The 20,569-nt window shown below is 47.9% G+C and carries 17 protein-coding genes; 13 read left to right on the forward strand and 4 right to left on the reverse strand.

Annotated features, from left to right (window positions below):
• Positions 1-16: 16 nt before the first annotated feature.
• From HPY27_RS24335 to HPY27_RS24380, 10 genes are all read left to right on the forward strand, one after another.
• Positions 17-1,657 (forward strand): ABC transporter substrate-binding protein, encoded by a 1,641-nt coding sequence (locus HPY27_RS24335; RefSeq protein ID WP_174226181.1) that lies wholly within the window; start codon positions 17-19, stop codon positions 1,655-1,657.
• 36 nt (positions 1,658-1,693) lie between these two features.
• Positions 1,694-3,160: a serine hydrolase gene (locus tag HPY27_RS24340; RefSeq protein ID WP_174226182.1), complete on the forward strand. Its 1,467-nt coding sequence runs from the start codon at positions 1,694-1,696 to the stop codon at positions 3,158-3,160.
• Entirely contained in the window at positions 3,157-4,287 is a 1,131-nt protein-coding gene (locus HPY27_RS24345) for a mandelate racemase/muconate lactonizing enzyme family protein (protein ID WP_173623866.1), read from the forward strand. The genes HPY27_RS24340 and HPY27_RS24345 overlap by 4 nt, the downstream gene beginning before the upstream one ends.
• A 12-nt stretch (positions 4,288-4,299) precedes the next feature.
• Entirely contained in the window at positions 4,300-4,764 is a 465-nt protein-coding gene (locus HPY27_RS24350) for a GNAT family N-acetyltransferase (RefSeq protein ID WP_174226183.1), read from the forward strand.
• A 16-nt stretch (positions 4,765-4,780) separates the two neighbouring features.
• On the forward strand, positions 4,781-5,869 hold the full coding sequence (locus HPY27_RS24355; protein ID WP_173623865.1) for a C45 family autoproteolytic acyltransferase/hydrolase: 1,089 nt from the start codon (positions 4,781-4,783) through the stop codon (positions 5,867-5,869).
• Between the two features lie 214 nt (positions 5,870-6,083).
• Positions 6,084-6,443, forward strand: a complete 360-nt coding sequence (locus tag HPY27_RS24360) for a GIY-YIG nuclease family protein (protein WP_017251772.1) — start codon at positions 6,084-6,086, stop codon at positions 6,441-6,443.
• A gap of 23 nt (positions 6,444-6,466) precedes the next feature.
• Positions 6,467-6,946, forward strand: a complete 480-nt coding sequence (locus HPY27_RS24365; RefSeq protein ID WP_017251773.1) for a DUF6530 family protein — start codon at positions 6,467-6,469, stop codon at positions 6,944-6,946.
• 1 nt (position 6,947) lies between these two features.
• Positions 6,948-8,156, forward strand: coding sequence for an MFS transporter (locus HPY27_RS24370; protein WP_174226184.1), 1,209 nt, complete (start codon positions 6,948-6,950; stop codon positions 8,154-8,156).
• A gap of 16 nt (positions 8,157-8,172) precedes the next feature.
• Positions 8,173-9,294, forward strand: a complete 1,122-nt coding sequence (locus tag HPY27_RS24375; RefSeq protein WP_174226185.1) for an AAA family ATPase — start codon at positions 8,173-8,175, stop codon at positions 9,292-9,294.
• Positions 9,295-9,368: 74 nt separating this feature from the next.
• On the forward strand, positions 9,369-10,388 hold the full coding sequence (locus HPY27_RS24380) for a vWA domain-containing protein (protein ID WP_174226186.1): 1,020 nt from the start codon (positions 9,369-9,371) through the stop codon (positions 10,386-10,388).
• A gap of 57 nt (positions 10,389-10,445) precedes the next feature.
• Here the strand turns inward: HPY27_RS24380 and HPY27_RS24385 are convergent, their stop codons facing one another.
• A complete protein-coding gene (locus tag HPY27_RS24385) occupies positions 10,446-12,077 on the reverse strand; it encodes a peptide ABC transporter substrate-binding protein (RefSeq protein WP_174226187.1) in 1,632 nt (543 codons plus the stop codon).
• Positions 12,078-12,311: 234 nt separating this feature from the next.
• Complete coding sequence (locus HPY27_RS24390; RefSeq protein WP_017251778.1) at positions 12,312-12,881, reverse strand: DoxX family protein; 570 nt, start codon at positions 12,879-12,881, stop codon at positions 12,312-12,314.
• Positions 12,882-13,129: 248 nt separating this feature from the next.
• Here HPY27_RS24390 and HPY27_RS24395 point away from each other — a divergent pair, with 248 nt between their 5' ends.
• From HPY27_RS24395 to HPY27_RS24405, 3 genes are all read left to right on the forward strand, one after another.
• A complete protein-coding gene (locus tag HPY27_RS24395; RefSeq protein WP_174226188.1) occupies positions 13,130-15,196 on the forward strand; it encodes a methyl-accepting chemotaxis protein in 2,067 nt (688 codons plus the stop codon).
• Positions 15,197-15,305: 109 nt separating this feature from the next.
• Positions 15,306-15,878, forward strand: coding sequence for a histidine phosphatase family protein (locus HPY27_RS24400; RefSeq protein ID WP_174226189.1), 573 nt, complete (start codon positions 15,306-15,308; stop codon positions 15,876-15,878).
• 116 nt (positions 15,879-15,994) lie between these two features.
• On the forward strand, positions 15,995-18,331 hold the full coding sequence (locus HPY27_RS24405) for an Ig-like domain-containing protein (protein WP_174226190.1): 2,337 nt from the start codon (positions 15,995-15,997) through the stop codon (positions 18,329-18,331).
• A gap of 60 nt (positions 18,332-18,391) precedes the next feature.
• Here the strand turns inward: HPY27_RS24405 and HPY27_RS24410 are convergent, their stop codons facing one another.
• On the reverse strand, positions 18,392-19,258 hold the full coding sequence (locus HPY27_RS24410; RefSeq protein ID WP_069851763.1) for an RNA polymerase sigma-70 factor: 867 nt from the start codon (positions 19,256-19,258) through the stop codon (positions 18,392-18,394).
• A gap of 45 nt (positions 19,259-19,303) precedes the next feature.
• Positions 19,304-20,476 carry an NAD(P)/FAD-dependent oxidoreductase gene (locus HPY27_RS24415; RefSeq protein ID WP_017251783.1) on the reverse strand — a complete coding sequence of 391 codons (1,173 nt, stop codon included), beginning with the start codon at positions 20,474-20,476 and terminating at the stop codon, positions 19,304-19,306.
• Between the last annotated feature and the right edge of the window lie 93 nt (positions 20,477-20,569).

The raw sequence follows: 20,569 nt of genomic DNA on the forward strand, positions 1-20,569 counted from the left end.
AAACGGAGGTCGCGACATGCTATCAGAACGGTTAAAGAGCCAAATTCGCAGTGTTTTACTTATGTGTGTACTCGTCTTTTCCATCGTTGGCTGCAGCTCTGCTTCCACTCCGCCTACAGACGAGAAGCAAGCAAATCAACCAGCAAAAAACTCCCAGCCCAAAAAGGGTGGGACGATCACCATGGGCTACCAGATGGAGCCAGATACGCTGGACCCGCAAAAGACGTCGTTGCCAGCGGGAAATTTTGTTGGGGGCATGTTGGGGGGAGCTCTGCTGATCCTCGATCCCTTTACGTTTGAGTTGAAGCCGCATCTGGCTGAATCGTACACGATCTCGGAAGACGGCAAGACCATGACGTTCAAGATACGCCCTGGCGTGAAGTTCCATGATGGAACACCGCTCACAGCGGAAGTTTTTAAGCAAAGCTATGAACGCGCACTCGATCCGAAAACAGCCTCACCGGTTACGGGACCGGATGTATCTGCGATCAAATCCATTTCAGCTCCTGATGATTCCACATTGATCTTTCATTTGGATGAGCCCTCCGCTTCCTTACTTTCTAACTTATCATATGGCGGCTACCAGCAGCCCATTTCCATAGAGGCACGAAACAAATACGGAAATCAGCTGGGACGCAATCCTGTCGGGGTAGGTCCGTGGAAATTCGAGAGCTGGAAAACAGGCGAATCGATCACACTGGTACGAAACGACGATTATAAGTGGGCAGCTCCCTTTGCTCTGAATCAAGGACCTGTAAGACCCGACAAGTTTGTTCTGAAATTTATTCAAGACGACCAGACCATGATGGCTGCTCTCGACAGTGGAACGATTGATATTGCAACTGTACCGCCAAAAGACGCGAAGAAATACAAGGATCACAAAGATTTTACGGTGTTGGAAGGGATGCAGCCTGCAGAGTACTTTATTGGGATGAATCTGGAAAATGAAATCTTGCAGGATGTCCGCGTGAGAAAGGCACTGAACCTGGCGATCAACAAAGATGCATTGATCATAGCGGATTTGCAAGGAGAGGGGGTGCCTGTCTACGGACCGATCCCGCCTACGATGATCGGATATGATGCGGCAGTAGAGCAGTACGGCTACAAGTACAATGCGGAGCAAGCCAGACAATTGCTGGATGAAGCAGGATGGAATCCAAACGCGCAAGGGATCAGAGAAATGGATGGGAAAACGCTCAGCCTGACGATGCTCGTCGAAGATACAAATCCCGGGCATCAGTTGGTGCAAAGCATGTTCAAAGAGATTGGTGTCGAACTGCATATCCAAAAGTATGAATCGGCGACAGCTCATGAACAGGCACTAAAGGGCGAGTTCGATTTGTTCTCAACGGGTCATGGCAGCGTTGATCCAGATATTTTGAACTTGTTACTGCATTCGAGTCAGATCGGGGGCTTGAATTTCTTGCGCCTCAGTGATCAACAGCTCGATAACCTGCTAGACAAAGGACGAACGACAACAGACCAAGCGCAGCGACAGCAGGTTTTTGCAGACATTCAAAAAAGAGTCGTGGAACAGGCCTATTGGATTCCGCTCTATTCCGCAAAAACATTCGTGGTCGTCAGTAACCGGATTCAAGGCGTCAAGCCAAATCCATTAGCATCCTTGATTATTCAGGACATGTGGGTGAACGAGTAGGGCATGGCATGACAACATTCGAAAGAGGTGGAAGAAATGAGACAGCAAGGCTGGTCAGTAGAATGGGAAGACCTGGTTGAAAAAGAAATGAGGGAAGGCAGCGTTCCGGGTTTCGTCATGGGTGTGAATCTGGATGGGCAGAGCTTGTTTCGCAAAAGCTTTGGCTACCGGGATCGTGAAAAGGAACTCGAAATCACTCCTGATACCGTGATGGGTTTGGCCTCCGTTACGAAGTCCTTTACATGCATGGCGATCATGCAGCTACAGGAAGCGAAGAAGCTCTCTGTTCATGATCCAGTGATCAAATACCTCCCTGAGTTTCGTACCCCGGATCGTCAAAAAACGGAGCAGATGACGATTCATCATTTTATGACGCACACGACGGGCATTCCGCCCTTGCCGATTGATCACCTGGCGATCCGCAACTCCATGCTCGAAGACATGGCTGAAGAGGATAACCCGATTCACCGTTACTTGAAAAAGGAGTACCAGAAACCGATCTACACGTTCGAAGAGCTGATGGAAGCTCTCGCTCTGGCGGAATATGAGCTGGTGGGCTCTCCAGGACAATTGTTCAGCTATTCGAATGATTGCTATTCTCTTCTGGGAGCGGTCATAGCCAGAGTGAGTGGGAAGTCGTATGACGTTTATGTCAAAGAGCATATTTTGGAACCAGCAGACATGAAGAGCAGCACCTTTCTTCTGAGCGATCTGCCTCACTTGCCGGATGTCACCACCATCTACCATTTGAAAGAGAATAATGGAGTGTCCGAGATTTACCCAGATCCACTGTGGGAGGACGGATTACTGGTAGCCGCCTCGGGGCATTTGAATTCAACTGTACGAGACATGTTAAACTACGCTGAAATATTCCGTACGGGCGGATGCGTGGGTAAGGAACGAATTTTATCCGAGGAGAGCGTCAAACAAATGATCTATCCGCATGTTCAGAACAGCTACAGCAGGTACTACGGGTATGGCTTATCCATTCAACCCGACTACTATGGGGGTACCTTGATCAAGCACGGTGGAGCGATCAAAGGTGTCGCCGCCCATTTAGCGATTGTTCCGGAGCGGGGGATTACATCCATGGCCTTGGCCAATTTAACCGGAAGTCCCGTCGAAAAAGCCACACTGACAGCACTCCATGCCGTAGAAGGACGTCCATTGAATACGCCACAGTACCAAGTCGAGACATATAGCGTCCCTCTTTCCCAATTAGAAGAGTATGTCGGTCGATACGCTAGTGGGGAAGGAATGGATATCATCGTATATGTGGTAGAGGATGTCCTGATGATGATAGATAAGACGTTGGATGCGTTTGGTGGAAAACAACTGAACTATCTACTGCGACCAATTGGAGAGCATCAATTTATCACAGAAAGGGAGGGGAGCGAGCTGACAGTTGGCTTTGTAACAGGCGAAGACGGCTCTGTCACTGCCATGTCCCTTTATTATCGAATCATTCCACGAGTAGCAGCTGCGGAGGAGAGTCGAGTATGAAAATAACGTCTGTTTGTGTTCATGCCATTAAGCTGCCGCTAAAACGCCCATTTATTATCGCGTACGCCTCTTATGAGGATATGCCGTCCATTATTGTAAAAGTGGAGACAGACAATGGATTGGTGGGACTAGGCGAAGCGGTACCGGATCAAAATGTCACCGGAGAGACGTGGGAGTCTACCTATACGATGCTCGTTCATAATCTGGCGCCTGTTGTGATCGGTGAGAATCCGTTTGATATCGAGAGAATCCATGAGAAGATGAACCAGGCTGTTTGGGGAGTCCCAGCAGCAAAAGCCGCCATTGATATTGCCTGCTATGACTTGATGGGAAAGGCGGCTGGTCAACCTGTTTATCATTTCTTGGGCGGAAAATATCACACGACTCTTTCCTTCCCATATGTGTTAAGTATTTTAGAGCCAGAGGTCATGGCAGCTGAAGCTAGGCAAGCAGTGGCAGCTGGGTATGGCTCGATCAAAATAAAGGTGGGAGCTGATCTTCAGACAGATATCCAGCGAATCCGGGCTGTTCGGCAGGCAGTTGGTCCTAGCGTAGGGTTGCGGGTGGACGCCAACCAAGGTTGGGAGAACCGTGCGAACTCCTTGCTTGTTTTGCAACAGATCGAGGATTGTCACATTGATTGGATGGAGCAGCCTGTCCTGGCTGATGATCTCGATGCTCTCGCGGAAATTCGCAGGCAAACAACGATTCCAATCATGGTAGACGAGGGACTGCACGGGACGAAGGAAATGCGAGAAGTCATCGCGAAGAAAGCTGCAGATAAAGTAAACATCAAATTGATGAAAAGTGGAGGGATATATCCTGCTCTCAAATTGGTAAACCAGGCGGAGATGGCCGGGATGGAGTGTCAGATTGGTTCGATGCTGGAGTCTTCGATTGGCAGTGCAGCTGGTGCACATTTGTCGCTTGCGAAAAAGAACATCATTTCTAACGAATTGGCAGGACCAGCGATCATTTCGCGGGACGTAGCTCAGCTTATGGTTCACGGAAGTCAAATTGTCGTGTCAGATCAGCCAGGGTTAGGTGTAGAGCTAGACGAAGCGGTGCTTGCCGACATAACGGAGAGGTCAGAGCAGGTCATCGGAGCGAAGCGGCAACCCGTATAGGGAGAGGACTGAATGCAAAATACGCGCGTAGAAATCGTCGAGGCATTGACAGAAGACCAGCTTCAGATGATCAAGGCAATGGAGCAGGAGGCTTTTGGCGTACATGGAGCAATTGATGAATGGGTGCTCGTACCGCTTGTGCGACATGGCTGCGTTGCTCTTTTCATGGAAGCAGAGGAGGCGCGTCCTGTAGGGGTATGTCAGCTCCTGAGGGATTTTCGTCAGCCGGACAAGTGCTACATGTATGGGTATTACATCCGAGCAGATCGTAAAGGGATGGGGTATGGGTTCTCTTTCTTGAACCGATTGCTAGAGCAGCTGCGTGAGGATGGGTTTCGTCAGATTTGCCTGACCGTAAGCCCTGATAATACTGGAGCAGTCGGACTCTATCAAAAAGCAGGCTTTGCGGTTATCGAGACACGGATTGCGGAATATGGTAGTGGAAACGATCGCTATTATATGGTGAAAACGCTATAGAGGGGAGTCGCTTACGATGGAACGGTTTCCTGTCTATCGGATCAGGGGGACAGCGCGAGAACGGGGACAACAAATGGGCCAACTCACCAAAGAGCAAATATGGATCAATCTCGAAGCGTACGAAAGAACCTTTCGAGATGGAGCAGGTCTTCACTGGAAGGACGCAACCGAATATGCTACTCAGTTCATCCCCTGGATCGAGCGGTATGACCAGGAGATTATGGAGGAAATCAGAGGAATTAGCGAAGGGGCGGAGCGGGATCTGCTTGATATTGTGACGCTCAATGTTCGTAGTGAAATCATGACCAACTTAGGCGATCCATTTGGAAAAACAGATGGGTGCACGAGTGTGGCGGCTGTCCCTCCTGTGACGAAAAACCAAGAGACCATCATCGGGCAAAACTGGGATTGGATACACCTCATGGAAAAGGGGCTTGTTGTACTGGAGATCGAGCAACAGCCACGTCCGAACATTTTGATGATTACCGAAGCGGGGATCGTAGGTAAGATCGGAATGAACGACAAAGGCATGGGTGTTTGTCTGAATTTTTTGCGAATATCGGAGCGAACCGTCGGGGTTCCTATTCATATCGTATTGCGGGGAATCTTGAATAGTGGGACGCTCTCACAAGCCATCCGGCAAATCACCCGTCTACCACGTGGCACGTCAGCCAATTATTTGCTTGCGCATCGGGAAGGAGAGACGGTGGATGTGGAAGCGACCTCAAGAGCGCACGACGTCCTCTATCCAATGGAAGGGTATATCGCGCATGCCAATCATTTTGTCGGGTCCCGTATAGCTGTAGATGATCAAGCGAAAATGGGGGAAGCCGATACGCATCTGCGAATGGGGCGGGCCCTGAAGCTGTTGGCGGCAGCGCAAGGACAGATCGAAGCTGACCATATCAAGGAGATCTTTCGTGACCATATGAGTTTTCCCGAAGCCATATGCCGACATGGAGACGTGGAGTCGACTGGAGCAGAAGAGCTGGTCGGTCGCACGTTATTTTCCATCGTGATGAATCTGACAGAAGGACAGTTTGAATTGTCCAAGGGTCAACCTTGCAATACGCCGTACCATACGTACCGGTTTTCATCCAGTTAACAAGCATAAGCGTAGACATTTCTCTCTATTGTTTATTGGAGATTCATTGGCCCTGTACTCGTTGTTACCCGACCCAAATTAGGCACCGGACATGTTCCGGTGCTTTTTTGTTTACTTGACAATTAAAAGACAATGAATCATTATGTTTATTAAATAACAAACGAAAATGAATTTTGTTTATTAATTTAGTCGGTGGAAAAGTGAGGGAGAAACCATGAATCGAGAAGAACTGAAACAACTGTATAAAGAATCGAAAACGCAGGCAGGGGTGTATCAGATCAAAAACACCCAAAACCAAAAAATCTGGATCAGCGCCACCCGCAACCTGAAGACGATGAACGGAAAGCTGTTCAGTCTCAAAATGGGTTCGCATATAAACAAGCAGCTTCAACAGGAATGGAATGAGTACGGAGAAGAGGCATTCGTCTTTGAAGTGTTGGAGATTTTGAAAAAGAAGGAAGACGGATACTTTGATGAAAAGGATGCCCTGAAGAAACTGGAACAAAAATGGCTCGACCAGCTCCAGCCGTACGGAGAGCGCGGATACAACCAGGAAAAACAGAAAGAACAATAATCAAACGAAAAGAGGGAAAGAAAATGAAAATACCTACGAACTTGAACCATAAGCCTGTTGTCGTGTCGGATAACTATGAGCGCGTTGATGGCCGATTAGCCAGGAACACAGATGCGAAAGCACTTTCTCTGGGAGTGGCAGAGGGCAACTCCAGAAGAAAGGTCGATATATCTGCCAAGGTATGGAGATACACGGGAGAAGAATGGTCAAAACAATCGGAGGAACTGCCTCTCCATCGTGTTCTTGATATGTCCATACTGATTTGTCGGTCGTTGGCCCATTTTCGCGACGCATACAGATATGAGCATTATTATGACCCGCAGGAGCCTGTCATCGACCGGGTTGCCCTGCAAGGAGATGCAATGACCGTGGCGATATGCACGGACAATGAGAGTCTTCATGAAGACATTAAGCTGTTTAGCCAAGGGCTGAGCAACGACGATGAGATGATCGGTGAACGTCTGCGCACATTATCAAAACTATTAAAGGATATGGGGTATTGAAATGTTTTCCAATCGTTATGTTCGTACGATTATCCTCTCCCGCGTGCTTTTGCATTTGGGGATTTGGATCCGGAATTATGCCGTTCTTCTTTTCGTTAGCGAATTGACGAATAATAATCCGGTTTATGTATCACTGATTTCGGTTGCGGAATTCGCTCCGATCTTTCTATTTGGCCTTATTGGCGGGACCTTTGCCGACCGATGGCTGCCGAAGCGGACAATGGTTTGGAGCGATCTGCTGTCTGCCGTGTCCGTCGGGGCTGTGCTGCTTGCACTCATGAATGGTGGATGGATGGCACTTCTCATCGGAACATTTATTTCCGCCAGCCTGTCTCAATTTTCCCAACCCTCAGCCATGAAACTGTACAAGAGGCATGTGCCAACTGAACAACTACAAGGCGTGATGGCAATGTCCCAAACGCTTGTCGCTGTCTTTACGGTTTTAGGTCCGGTCATCGGTACGTTTATTTTCATCCAGTTTGGAATTACAGCCTCTCTGATTTTGACTGCTGTTCTGTTCTTAGGGTCTTCCCTTGTATTAGCGACGCTTCCCCGTGACGCGGAGGAAACGAAGTCTGATTATGCCGGCGGCTTCATAAAGGAGCTGAAGGCGGGGCTGCGCTATATTGGGACCAATCAATCCTTACGCACACTCTGTTTGACTTTCTCTGCTGTCGGATTGGCGTCAGGTCTGACACAACCGCTTCAGATTTTTCTTGTCATCGAGAATTTGGGGCAGGACAAACAATTTTTGCAGTGGTTGGTAATGACCAATGGGTTAGCCATGTTGGCAGGAGGAGCAATCATAATCGGGATAGCCAAAAAGGTACGTCCACAGATGCTGCTCATAGTAGGCTTGCTTGTCTCTGCCGTATGTACGATGGTAGTAGGCGCTACCACAACGATTTGGTTGATGATTGTTCTATTAGTGATCAGCGGTTTCTTCTTCCCTTTTATTCAAGGCGGAATCCAGACGCTGATTGTACGTAACACGGAGGGGGCATTTATTGGCCGGGTATCTGGTGCGATCACGCCAGTTTTTATGGGGATGATGGTGATTGGTATGTTTCTATCCGGCTATCTCAAGGAGACGCTCTCGTTGGTTGGGATATATGTGGTGAGCGGTGTGTTGATTATGATCGGTGCGTCTTTGCTGCTTCCTCTTCTTGGTGAGAAAAGGAACAAAGATCAAAGTGGGCCAGCACTATGAGGGGAGTAGAAATGTGATGATTGAAAATGAAAAATATGATTTGTCACCCGAAAGACAGCTGACGGATGCAGAAAAAAAGCTTGTTTGGAAAAAGCCTTCCACTCATAAGGTCAGTGAAGAAGAACAGCGCATTCGTAAAGAAATAAAACGCAACTGGAATCGCGGGGAAATGAAAATCGCCAATATATTATTAGAAGGTGATGCCGGTTCTGGTAAAACACAACTAGCCAAAGCATTATCTGCTGATTTCGGGTTGCCGTATACGAAAGTGACTTGTTTTGCTGATATGGATAAATCGGATATTATTGGCGCTATTTTGCCCGTAATTTCTTCTGAACGTTTAGAGAAAATGGAGCCTGCTGAGCAAACGGTATGGAAAGCTTTATATGAGAGCGATGGGTTTCAAAGCATAGCTGAAATTTTGATGGATGCACTGGGGATTACACAGGAACAGGCAGCTTTAAAAATGAAGCAATTACTGAAGCTTGCAGCAGCGGAAAACACCGATGGTGAAGCGATTGAGTATCGATTTTACCCTTCGGAGATCGTCAGAGCCTATCAAAAGGGTTATCTTCTGGAAATCCAAGAACCAAACGTGATTCGTGATGCTGCGGTGTTAATGGCATTAAACTCTGCCTTGGAGCTGGATGGCTGCATCAATCTTCCCACCGAGATCATACGCAGGCACCCAGACTTCATCGCGGTTATCACAACAAACCGCAGTTATGCGGGAACCAGACCGTTAAACGAAGCGCTGCGTGACAGGGTTCAGCATACGGAAAAGATGGACCTGCCGACCAAAGAAATCATGATCGAACGTGTCATAGCCAAAACTGGTTTTCAAGATGGAAAGATGTTGGGTATTTTAGCGGACATGATTATGGTTTTAGACAGAACAGCGCGGGCCAATGCGATCAAGGGCGTGGCTGGAATGCGTTCCTTTTTCTACTGGGCAGATGCAATTGCTGGAGGAGCTTCCGCAAAAGAATCCCTTTATCATAAGGTCATCTACAAGATAACAACCGATTCGGAAGAAATAAAGCTTTTGGAAGAAGCACTAAAACGTCAAGGTTTGTTTGCCAGCTTGGAAGAAGCCGAGATTGAGCTAAAAAAAAACGAAAATCTGACGACGCCATAGAGATCAGGACATGGGGAGATATAGACGACACTGGTTTTGGCAAAGACAACCATGGAGAGGAAAAGGGAATTGCATTGAAAAAATCTGCCGATAGTGACGAAAGCTCTTCCCGTGTCTCTGATGATTCTACCCATATGGAGCGTTCAGGTTTGGGGGAAGAAGGCTCTCCTAACTATCATCAGGCAAATCCTGAATCCATGTCAGAGGAAGCGAAACAAAAGGAACGCGATTTCCGTAAAAAGCTGAATCGAGAGGCAAGAGAGGTCATTTCCGATTCGATTCATAAAAAAGTAAAGCTCATTGTTCACCGTCCAGACTACGATGAGGAAAACCAACAAGAATATGTTCGTCTTTGCCAAGGACTCATGCCTATCGTGCAAGAGATTGCCAGAAAGACACTTCCGTACCTGGAACATGAGGTATCTTCCGACTTTGCGAGGAATCGTTACTATGGCAGCAAATTTCAAGCAGACAGCGTTGCTTACAGGGATTACAAGTATTTTGCCAAGAAACGTCCTCCAACGGAATCCCCTACGCTTGTGGTTGGCCTAAGGGTTGATGAATCCGCATCGATGTCAGCTTACGGGAGATTAGAAGCAGCAAAACGAGCAGTGATCGCCGTATATGAATATTGTCAGCTTTGTCATATCCCCATTTTGATCTACGGCGATACGGCGGATGTTTCCAGATTGGAGCAAATGTCGATCTTTGCCTATGTCGACTTCGATAAAGCGGATGCCAATGATCGCTTCAGGTTAATGAGAATTCATGCGAGAAGTAATAATCGCGATGGAATGGCTCTTAGATTGATGGCGGAACGATTAGCCGCGTCCCCCCAAAAAACAAAACTGTTGATTAGCATAAGTGACGGACAACCGAAAGCAATGGATGACTATACCGGAAGTTACGCTGTTACAGATATGAAACAGACCATACAGGAATATGAACGAAAAGGAGTTACTTTTCTAGCAGCGGCAATCGGTCAAGACAAGGATGTGATAAGTGAAATCTATGGGAATGAAAGATTTTTGGATATTACCAATTTGCATGAGTTCCCTGCAAAGTTAGTTCGGATGATCGCTCGGTATTTATGATGGAAGCGCGGGCATCTCTCTCTATCTATTTCGCATAGAGAGGACGCCCGCGCTCTATTATTGTTCAATATACGCGTATTTAAAGTAGGAACCGCCGAGAGGGAAGATCACGAAGTCCTTCACCTTGTCGTTTTTCACATAAGCGTTGCCGCGGAAGTGCAGTGGTGCCAGCGGCATTTCCTCCATGAGAATTCTTTCAGAGTAAAACAACAGCTGCTTGCGCTTTTGCTCGTCGGTCTCATAGTAGCTTTTATTCAGCAGATCGCGGTACTCCTTGTTGTTGAAGCGAACGACGTTGTTGCCACCCAAGTCCTTGTACATTTCGAGGAAATTGATCGGGTCGTTGAAATCGGCTCCCCATAGCCAGATGCCGAAGTCATACTTGCCATTTTGGACATCCTCGTTGAACACTTTCCATTCTGAGGTGCGAATGTCAATGTCGACTCCCAGTGTTTTCTTCCACTCGTCCTGGAGTGCTTGAGCCAACTTCTTGTCCGTTTCTCCGGTGTCATAGTAGTACGTGACTTTAGGGAATTGAGATAGCCCGAGTTCTTCCATGCCTTCTGCCAAGAGCTGCTTAGCCTTCGCCACATCCTCCTTAAAGTAGCCGTCTGGATTCAACCCCATGGAGACGGGAACCCAGCCATAAGCCGGCGGGACACCGGTCTGCAGGATGTTATCCACCAATTGCTGTCGGTTGATAGAATACGAAAACGCTTGGCGAATTTTTTTGTTGGTAAAAGGGGGCCTCTCTGTATTGAAGATGACGGCTTTGGTGCCGGGGTTATCTGCGACGAGCAGCTTGCCTTCTTCCTTGATCTGTCCGACCGCATCCGGCGACAAGCCAAAGGAAGGGTAGCCTCCCCAATCCAGGTCGCCATTTTCAAACATGGACAGGGCGGTGTTGTTATCCTCGATGATGACAATTTGGATCTGATCTAGCTTGACGTTGGCGTTGTCCCAATAAGTAGCGCTTTTGCTGAAGGTGAGCTTGGACTTATGCTCCCACTTATCCATCACAAACGGGCCATTGCCGACAATCGTTTTGGCTTCTGTTGCCCACTGGGGGTTGCTCTCGATGGTCTTTTTATGAAGAGGGTAGTAGGTAGTGAATGAGGTCAATTCGCGGAAGAACGGTGTTGGTGAGCGCAAGGTGAAATCTAGTGTGTAGTCGTCCTTTGCTTTTATCCCGACGTCCTCTTGCTTGCCTTTTCCGGTGTAAAAGTCCTCGCCCCCTTTGATATAGAAGAGCTGATACGCGTAGCCGGAAGCGGTTTTGGGGTCGAGATTGCGCTTGATGGCGTACTCAAAATCGTGAGCGGTAACAGGATCACCATTGCTCCATTTGGCGTCCTTTCGAATGGTAAAAGTAAAATGAGTGAAGTCAGGAGTATGCGTGTAGCTCTCCGCGATGGCGTTGATCATCTGGCCTTGACGGTCGACGCTGGTCAGTCCTTCGAAGGTGAGATTGATCATGTCCATTGAGGTTGAATCTGTTGCAATGCCAGCATCCATCGTAGACGGCTCCCCGGTGATGCTCCAGTGCAAGACCATTGGCTCTGAGGTAGTAGGCTTTGCTGTCGCTTGCGTTGGAGGGGATTGGATATTGTCGGCGGGTTTCGAGCTACAGCCGACTGAGAGACTAAACAACAAAACAGCAGTAGAAATGCCTAGTAGCCACTTAATCATACAGTCCTCCTGTTGAATTATTTGAAAAATAAGAAAATTTATAGTTCCTCAAAAGAATAATGCACAGCAATCAGACAGTCATTCAACACAATGTATAAACATTCATCGGAAATCACGGTTACCTGTCGGAATAAATTCATACAATTTGTCCGTTACTTAAATAACTATCGATCTGTAGGAACAACAAAAGCCACCCGCAAAAGGTGGCTTTGTCATTAGAGAGGAAAGACAGGATTACTTGTTCATCGGCAAAACACCATCGCGCGCTTTTCTCGTCCAAGGTGTTCCGAGATAAGAAAGCGCCCAGCGATCAAGACCATACCAGCCGGCAACCTTCCAAGCCAGAACGAGCCAAGTGGCAAAAACAAAAAGAAGTGGGTTGGTGCTGACCGTTCCTGCGAACAGAAAGCTGACGTTCATCAAGCCGCCGAAAAACGCTGCGATTCCTGTCAGGCAACCGAGGATCAAGCCGAGTCCGACGAGTACCTCACCCCAAGCAACGAGGAAGCCGAACACCTTGGCATTTGGTAATACCATATTTTCCAGGAACCAGGCGTACCACCCCGTTACGTCCTTTCCTTCGGCTGCTTTTGCCAAGGAGCCTTTTACGAACCCTTGAATCGCGCCGCCAGCTGCATCTCCAGTCCAGCTATCGGACTGGACTTTTTTCCATCCGGCAGTAATCCATGCATAGCCGACATACAGTCTGATGATCAACCAGATCGCAGCCGATTTCGTGCTGGTGAACAGGAAGTGTGAAACAGGATTTTCAGGAATAATAATTTCATTTTGACGATTTTGCATGTGGGTGTCCTCCTACATACGTTTTGAACATCTTCGTTCGAGCCGATTTTACCATAAGAAATGGTGGTGCAGTGCGGTTTTGGGCATAAGTTCATACGGTGTTCATTGACACTATAAGCACGGTGTTAATGGTAAATCCTAGTGTATATATTGCCAAAATACAGTAAATTCATGGAAAGATTGACAAGTTAAAGTGTGGTAAATTATGTTAAGTTATGTTTAAAAATATAACTTCTTGGAGCAGACTTATGAAACGAATGTGGATGTCTTTTCGTACTAAGCTTACCTTGATGATTTCACTATTTACGATGCTGGTAGCCATTGTGTTGTCTATTATTGACTATGTTCAGTTCAAGGCAAATATTATTTCTGACCAAGCGATACAGTACCAGCTGGTAGAGGATCATGTCACGAATGCAGTGAAGAATGTGGATATGGCATACGGCGTTTTTGAGAACGACATGGAAACCCGCATGCAGCAAACACTGCAAGTATTAACGAACAACTATCGGCAAAATCCAGCGGTGGAGACGTGGGACTATGCAGTCCTGCGTGAGCAGTATGGGATGGATATTTTCATCATTGACCGAAATATCAAGGTCGTTCATTCCAGCGTCAGAACCGATATTGGGCTTGATTTCAGCAATGCCGGGGCATTTACGGAGCTGTTGAAAAAGCGAATCAATGGAAATGAGTTTTCTGCTGATGGCATGGAGGTTGCGGTCAATACAGGTCAAATTAAAAAATTCGCTTATCTCCCTACGTTTGACCAGAAGTACCTGTTTGAAGTCAGTGTGAATTTGCAGGACAGCTCTCTTTTCCAGACCTTTAATTTCTTGGCTGTGTCGCAGGCGATCACGGAGAAATACGACATGGTAAAAGACATTCTGGTCTTTTCTCATGATGGTTACGCTTTGGGGAGAACAGGGAGCGACGGGAAAGCCTTGCGGGTGATCGATCATCACTTGCCGATTTTTACGGAAGCATACCAATCACAAGAAATCAGAGAGTTTCATGAAAAAACAGAGGAGAAAGATCTCACTTATCGCCTCGTGCCGTACAAGCTAGGCAAAGATCCCAATGATCTCAGCCAATCACGTGTCATCAAGATTGTGTATGACAATATGGAGCTGAACCAGAAGCTGGCGGACAATCTGGAGTCCGTTGTCTGGAAGCTGGTATGTTCCGTGGCAGGAGCGTTGCTGCTATCCTTCCTGCTGAGTCGCTGGATTACCCGCCCGATTGATCAAATGAGGGAGATCATTACGCAGACGGCTCAATTTGATTTGCGGGAAAAAATGGCGGTGAACGAGCAGGGCACGCAGGATGAGATAGGATTGACGGCACAGTCGATCATTGTTATGCGTGAGCAATTGAGCGAGGTTGTGAGCAAGCTGACAGCCGTGTCTCGCTCGGTCGCTGAAAATGCGCAAAGCGCGAAGCAGTCTACTGACAAAGTAAGCGAGCAGTCTAGCGGAACCGCGGAGGCTACGGGAATCTTGCTCGCCCATATGCAGGAGACGATGGCGGCCACAGAAGAGATGAATGCAACCTTGAACGACATGGAGACCGTCATTCACTCGATTACGAAAAGAACGGAAGAAGCGGCTGCGACCGCGCAGGATGTCAGCTCGCGGGCAACTGCTTTGCGTGAACATGCATTGGCTGCGGATAAAATGACGACAGAGCTCTATATGAATGTGAAGGCCCAAACAGAAATTGCGATCACCAACTCGAAGGAATCGATGGGAAAGATCAACCTGTTGGCAGAGGCGATACTCACGATCTCTGAGCAGACGAATCTGTTGGCATTGAATGCGGCGATTGAAGCTGCACGTGCGGGAGACAGCGGTAGAGGGTTTTCTGTCGTAGCGGATGAGATACGCAGACTGGCGACGCAATCGTCTGAGGTCGTGATTGATATTCAACGCATTATTCAGGTCGCGCGCGAATCCGTAGACAATCTGGCGACTCATTCGTCGAGCGTATTGGACTTCATTGAAACGCGGGTCAGTCCTGACTACGATAGCATGATGGAAGCATCAGAGAAGTACAATATGGATGCACACCGTTTCCATACGTTGCTGGCGGAATTCAGTGCTTCTTTTGAAGAGTTGAATTCAACGATTAGCAATGTGGTTACTGTGGTGGAGCAAGTAACGAACTCCATGGAGAAAAGTGCACATAGTGTGGAGGCGATTACGGAGCAATCTCGCATAATCGCGGACAATAATCAACAGATTACGTCTATTTCCGAACGGAATGTCGGCTTGACGCAGACGATGGAAGAGATCGTGCATCGATTCAAAATGTAAGAGAGTCCCCCTTTCTGGTGAAAACGGAGAGGGGGATTTTTCGTAATACATGTACAGGGATGAAAGTACCAGAAAGAAATGATTGGAAATACTTCACGGGAGGGTACTCATGAAAACCTTTATTTACATGGTCAGGCATGGAGAATCACCAAAAACCGAAGGTGACGAGAGAACACGAGGGCTGACTGATAAGGGGAGGTCAGATGCCCATCTCATTTCTCAATTGTTGAAAAGCGAGAGAATAGATGCGTTCATTTCAAGTCCGTATAAAAGGGCAATGGCAACTATAGAAGAACTAGCCCAGTCCGTAGGGAAAGAGATCGTCGTTTTTGAAGAGCTGAAAGAACTCGTTTTTATAGGAAATGATCAAATCATGGCCGATAACGAAGTATACCCACTAGTAAAGCAGATGTTTGCTGAGCCAGACTTTTCGTTGCCTGGGGGGGAATCCGTCCGTATTTGCCAGAATCGTGCGATAAGAACGTTGCGAAAGATTTTAGAGCAATATAGGGGACAGAAAGTTGTAATAGGAACGCATGGCGCCGTTATGACACTAATAATGGGGTACTTTGACAATCAGTACGACTTGGCCTTTTTATTAAAGACGTCCAAGCCTGATATTTACAAAATGGAATTTGAGGATGAGGTACTCGTGGAAACTACGCGATTATGGAAGGACTGACTATATATTAGAGACAAGAAATGAAGGTAGCTGATTTCGATGGAGGTTTGTGAGATTTTTGTGAGAATCGTTTGATACGCTAGGTGCCGACTACAAGTACAAGAGGAGGCATAAAAATGACTAGCGAAAAAGACAGAGAATCGAAGCGAAAGGAAGAACCTCTCCATTTTCGAAAAGGATTGGCTACCTTCCTTTGTCTCGTTCTTCTGACGTTGGGGATCGAGAGTCCTGCTTTTGCGGCTTTTGGAGCAGAGAATTTGGCTACTGGGAAAACCGTTACATCCGGCGGGCACTATCAAACCTATTCACCAGACAAAGCTGTAGATGGTCAGGTGGGGATTGAGAGCAGTTGGATAAGTGATACAGGTCGTACGGGATGGTTCCAGGTAGACTTGGGGGAAGAGACTGAGTTTCGTTTATGGGAAGTAGAAGCAGCGATTGATCGTAACAAGGATTATTCCTTACAAATAAGCAGTGACGGAATCAATTTTTCTGATATTCCAGATGTAAATGCGAAAGTAAAAGGAAATCAGTCATACAATACATCTCTATTATTGTCTGCTCCTGTTAAGAGTCGTTATGTCAGAGTCAATTTTACAGATACGAATGATGGTTACAATCCAAATATTATGGAATTTGGCTTATTCAACTTCAAAGAGCCTGAGGCCCCATTAAATGTGGAGGCAACGCTCGAAAAAAACAGTGCCATTGTAAGTTTCCAGTCTGGTAATCCAAATGGAAAACGAATCACGAGCTACACGGTTACCTCCCATCCTGGAAACTTGACGGCTACCGGGACAAACAGCCCGATTACCGTTGAAGGATTGAGCGATGGCACGGAGTACACATTTACAGTCACCGCAACAAATGAAATAGGGGAATCCGTTCCTTCTGCACCTTCCAACGCCATTACGCCTGTCGAAGCTACTCCATCCAAGCCAGTCATGACCCTTAGCCATAACGACTGGACGAATCAGGATGTGGAAGTAACCATGGTGGGTGAGCTGGGAAATACCATTCAGTACAAGCTGAACAATGGCTCCTGGCAAACATACACCGACAAAATAAAAGTGTCGACCGAAGGAATCACAGAGCTTGTCGCTGTTCAGGTTAACGGTTCGCAAAAAATGAGTGAAGAGGAAAAAGTGGAGGTTCGCATCGACAAGACAGCACCGGTCATTACCTTAAAGGGCGATGCGACGATGACGCTGTACAAAGGAACCCCATTCACTGATCCTGGCGTAACCATCACAGACCGAGAAAGTGGCTTGGAGGCTGAGGTCCAAGGTCACATCGATCCTATCCAAACAGGGACGTACACACTGAAGTATCACGCAAAAGATTCGGCTGGGAACAATGCTGACGTTGTCACACGCATCGTGAACGTCGTGAATAAGCCGACGCCACCACCGCAGCCTTCATACTATCCGGTTTCTGAAGTAACACTGGAGGAAGAGGCATTCACTATGACACTCGGGGATGAGCCTGTCCAGCTGCATGCTACGATCCAGCCAACGTACGCTTCCTACAAAGCTGTAGAGTGGACCAGTAGCACCCCTGAAGTAGCAGAGGTAGACAAGGAAGGCAACGTAACAGCAAAAAGCGCAGGGAAGACATCGATTACCGTAAGAGCCCTCGACGGGAACAAGACAGCAACTACAGAAGTGACCGTGAAGCGAAAAGTAACCTTTACCCTGGAAGCGTCCCCTGAGGAACTGACGATAAAGCCAAATCAGTCTAAAAACCTCAAGGTGTATGTGGTAGACGGCAAAAAGCGCAAGGATATTTCGAAAGACAAAGAAACTACGTACAACATCGACAATGATCTGATCTCTTTGAAAAAAGGACGTATTACTGCTGGGAAAACAGAAGGCGAATCTATCATTACCGTCCAGTATCAAGGGGAGGAGCTTACGATTCCGGTGAGCATTTCGGGATTGACTGTCAAGTCTATCGAATTGTCCGAGCAAACGCTTGTGTTGGAACCAGAACAGGAGAAGCAGTTAACCCTAACAGCTTTCTTCCGGGACAAGAGTAGTAGGGATGTAACAGAAAAAGCCACTTGGACTTCTAGCGATCCAGATGTACTAGAAGTGTTTGGTAACGGTGAGGTCAGAGCAGGAAAGAACGGAAAAGCTTATGTGACTGCCAAGTACGACAATAAGTACATGCGAGCAAAAGTTTTGGTGGTCGATGAAAAAGAGACGAAACAGTTAAAGCTGAATCGTTATATACTAGGTCTTTCTCCAGAAGAGACCTTTACCCTCCAAGTTCATGCCGAATATGAGAGAGGGTATACAGAATTGGTTTCCGAAGGGGTAGAATGGGTATCGGAAAATCCTGAGGTTGCAACTGTAGACAATGGTGAAGTGACGGCAGTTTCTACTGGTAATACAACACTGACAGCCAGCTACGACGGAAAAGAAGTGACGATTGAGGTAAACGTCGAATAAGACCGATCGATACACATACAAAAAAAGCCACCTGATCATGGTGGCTTTTCGTTTTGATGACTACGACACGATGAATCTTAGCTTATCAGGATTTCTGACAAAGTAGAGGTTACGAATAACTCCGTGTTCGATATGCAAAAACACCACGGTGTCGATCTTGCCGTCTTGTCTGATCACAAACCCGGTCTCGTTGTTCAAAGGTGCGAGCTCTACAGAGAAATCTGGACGCTTCGAGAAGCTGCGCATCAAGCCGAGTAAGAAGGAAGCCACGCGTTTGCCAGACAAGATCGGATGCAGGGCTGCGGTGACCTTGCCGCCGCCGTCGGAGAGCAATACGGCATCTGTGGCAAGCAGAGTGAGCAATGTCTCGACATTTCCGTGCTCCAGCGCAGACAGAAAACGGCCGATCCATTCTTCGCCGAGCTCTTTTTCTGGGGTGAAATGAGGTGCCTCAGGGTCCATCCCCATTTTCTTTTTCGCCCGACTAACGATCTTGCGGCAATTCGCTTCGCTTTTTCCAACCAGCTCGGCAATCTCATCATATTGGAAATCAAAGGCTTCTCGCAGGACGAACACCGCTCGTTCTGGGGGAGATAGCCGCTCCAACAGGACGAGCATTGCGTAGGATAGCAACTCTTTGGTAATGACAGAATCATAGCCGTCTGCATCAGGGGTAGAGATGGGCTCTGGTAGCCATGGTCCAGTATACAGCTCCCGTTTTTTGCGGGCCGATTTTAACAAATCGAGGCATCGGTTTGTGGTCATTTTGCACAGGTAAGCCTTCGGTTCGGGCATCTGTTCCAGCGAGACAGCATGGGCCTTCACGAATACGTCCTGCACGATATCCTCCGCATCCGTGGCCGAGCCGAGCATCTGATAGGCGAGGTGGAACATGAGCCCCTTATATTGTTTGTACAGAGCCTCCATGGCTGTGTCACTTCCTCTTGTGTCTTCGTACGTCCCTATTTTTTCCTATTTTATCATGCTGGCAACATTCCAGGTGAACTGGCGAAGCTTCCACCCCAATTTCCCTGTCAAAATGATATCGAGTCCCCATTTTCTCGTCCAAACCATTCCGCGTTCAGGGCCGAGTCCGACGCAGTAAATGTCCATGTAGCTTTTGTGTGCGGGGGCAGGGGTGCCATCCAAGTCGGCCAGCACAATTTTGCCCAAACGCATCGCCTGTCCGGAGGCTTCCTTGCATGTCATCGTATCTGCTTGCCCGCTGGCTGGATCTACGATGCGTGCACAATCGCCAATACTGTACACCCCCGGCGTTTCCGCTACACGATAGGATTCATCGACGACCACCTGGCCGTGTGTGGTCAGTGGCACGCCCATGCTGCGCAATGCGGGATTGGGTTGCAATCCGAGCGACCAGACGCATAGTCCGACAGCAAGCGTGCGGCCTCCAGATAGTGTTACGAGTCCATTCTGCTCATGAAGTGCCTTTTGACCATGCAAAATGGTTACACCGCCATCCGTGAGTGCACTCTCCAGCTTGCGCCCCATTTTGGGAGGGCCTTCGGTAAACAAACGATCTTGTGCGTTGATGAGATAGACTTTGACTTCATCAGGATGGATGCCGAGGTTCTTCGCTTCCTCGTGCATAGCGAAAGCCAGCTCCGCGGAGGTTTCCATCCCGCTGATGCCCGCTCCTGCAACGGCGATGGTCAACAATCGCTCGCGTTCGGACGGCTGCTTCTCATGGACGGCTTGGCGCATGTTGGCAAGCCACTTTTCCCGAACCGCCTCGGCCGTCTCGACGCCCGTCAAAGCGATGCCGCCTTGTTCTGGCTCCGGTTGGCGAATGACGCTTCCTACTGCCAGGATGAGCATGTCGTAGGGCAATGCGTGCTCTTGACCATTTTTGTTCCGAAATAAGAGGGTTTTCTCTTGCCCTTTGATCGATGTGACTGTACCTTGTACGAATTCGACGCCCTCTGGAAACAGGCTTTTTAGCGGAATCGAGATATCCGTTTTGGCAGCAGCTGGTTTGAACAACAGGACTTTGCGAAGGTGATGAGGCTCTTTATCGATTAAGATGAAGCGGATCGGGCGTCCTTTGCACGTATCGCGAACGGCTTTTAGCGCGTTGATACCTGCGTACCCGCCTCCGACAATCACACATGTTCGTTCTTTCATGCCAATCAGCTCCTCATTTGGTTTGACCATATAACGATCATGGGAGCGATTGTGTGACACACCGCAAGAGGAAAATGTCGAAAAAAAACGAAT

Source organism: Brevibacillus sp. HB1.1, assembly GCF_013332445.1.
GTDB lineage: Bacteria > Bacillota > Bacilli > Brevibacillales > Brevibacillaceae > Brevibacillus > Brevibacillus porteri.

Bases quoted from the DNA above. Each gene is read 5' to 3' on its own strand.
- HPY27_RS24335 (WP_174226181.1), top strand. From the start codon at position 17: ATGCTATCAGAACGGTTAAAGAGCCAAATTCGCAGTGTTTTACTTATG.
- HPY27_RS24340 (WP_174226182.1), top strand. From the start codon at position 1,694: ATGAGACAGCAAGGCTGGTCAGTAGAATGGGAAGACCTGGTTGAAAAA.
- HPY27_RS24345 (WP_173623866.1), top strand. From the start codon at position 3,157: ATGAAAATAACGTCTGTTTGTGTTCATGCCATTAAGCTGCCGCTAAAA.
- HPY27_RS24350 (WP_174226183.1), top strand. From the start codon at position 4,300: ATGCAAAATACGCGCGTAGAAATCGTCGAGGCATTGACAGAAGACCAG.
- HPY27_RS24355 (WP_173623865.1), top strand. From the start codon at position 4,781: ATGGAACGGTTTCCTGTCTATCGGATCAGGGGGACAGCGCGAGAACGG.
- HPY27_RS24360 (WP_017251772.1), top strand. From the start codon at position 6,084: ATGAATCGAGAAGAACTGAAACAACTGTATAAAGAATCGAAAACGCAG.
- HPY27_RS24365 (WP_017251773.1), top strand. From the start codon at position 6,467: ATGAAAATACCTACGAACTTGAACCATAAGCCTGTTGTCGTGTCGGAT.
- HPY27_RS24370 (WP_174226184.1), top strand. From the start codon at position 6,948: ATGTTTTCCAATCGTTATGTTCGTACGATTATCCTCTCCCGCGTGCTT.
- HPY27_RS24375 (WP_174226185.1), top strand. From the start codon at position 8,173: ATGATTGAAAATGAAAAATATGATTTGTCACCCGAAAGACAGCTGACG.
- HPY27_RS24385 (WP_174226187.1), bottom strand. From the start codon at position 12,077: ATGATTAAGTGGCTACTAGGCATTTCTACTGCTGTTTTGTTGTTTAGT.
- HPY27_RS24390 (WP_017251778.1), bottom strand. From the start codon at position 12,881: ATGCAAAATCGTCAAAATGAAATTATTATTCCTGAAAATCCTGTTTCA.
- HPY27_RS24395 (WP_174226188.1), top strand. From the start codon at position 13,130: ATGAAACGAATGTGGATGTCTTTTCGTACTAAGCTTACCTTGATGATT.
- HPY27_RS24400 (WP_174226189.1), top strand. From the start codon at position 15,306: ATGAAAACCTTTATTTACATGGTCAGGCATGGAGAATCACCAAAAACC.
- HPY27_RS24405 (WP_174226190.1), top strand. From the start codon at position 15,995: ATGACTAGCGAAAAAGACAGAGAATCGAAGCGAAAGGAAGAACCTCTC.
- HPY27_RS24410 (WP_069851763.1), bottom strand. From the start codon at position 19,258: ATGGAGGCTCTGTACAAACAATATAAGGGGCTCATGTTCCACCTCGCC.
- HPY27_RS24415 (WP_017251783.1), bottom strand. From the start codon at position 20,476: ATGAAAGAACGAACATGTGTGATTGTCGGAGGCGGGTACGCAGGTATC.